Genomic DNA, 506 nt, shown 5'->3' on the forward strand with positions numbered 1-506 from the left:
GATAGGGCATTGGGAGGTGGATATGTTGCATCCTCAGAAGTCAGGTGCAGCGGTGTTGGTCGCGGTAGAGCGCAAGTCACGCTTTGTGCTATTAGCCAAACAAGCGGGTAAGCATGCAGCGCCAGTTGCCGCAAAACTTAACGAGTGGTTCTCAGTGCTTCCTCTTAAGTTGAGGCGTACTTTAACGCAAGATACTGGAACTGAGTTTGCAATGCATTACCAGTTGAATGCTTTGGGGATGGCGACGTATTTCTGTGCACCGCATCATCCGTGGCAGAAGGGAAGCGTTGAGAATATGAATGGTCGTATACGACGTTATATTCCATTAGGTACTGAGCCTAATAGTTTCTCTGATGCGGATATGCAGGTGTTAGCTAACCAGTTAAATCATACACCACGTAAATGCCTTGGCTTTAAGACCCCTGCTGAGGTATTCTTAGCGCATTTAAAACCGTTGCACTTGGTTTGCGTATCCAACTTCCCGCTTTCGCGGGAATGATGATGTT

The 506-nt window shown here is 47.4% G+C and carries 1 protein-coding gene; it reads left to right on the plus strand.

Translation table 11 applies throughout. The features are described 5' to 3' along the window. The coding region (locus tag CLVI_RS17240; protein ID WP_146127347.1) for an IS30 family transposase at positions 1 to 499 on the plus strand (499 nt) is incomplete at its 5' end. Between the last annotated feature and the right edge of the window lie 7 nt (positions 500 to 506).

Source organism: Clostridium vincentii, assembly GCF_002995745.1.
GTDB classification, from domain to species: Bacteria; Bacillota; Clostridia; order Clostridiales; family Clostridiaceae; genus Clostridium; species Clostridium vincentii.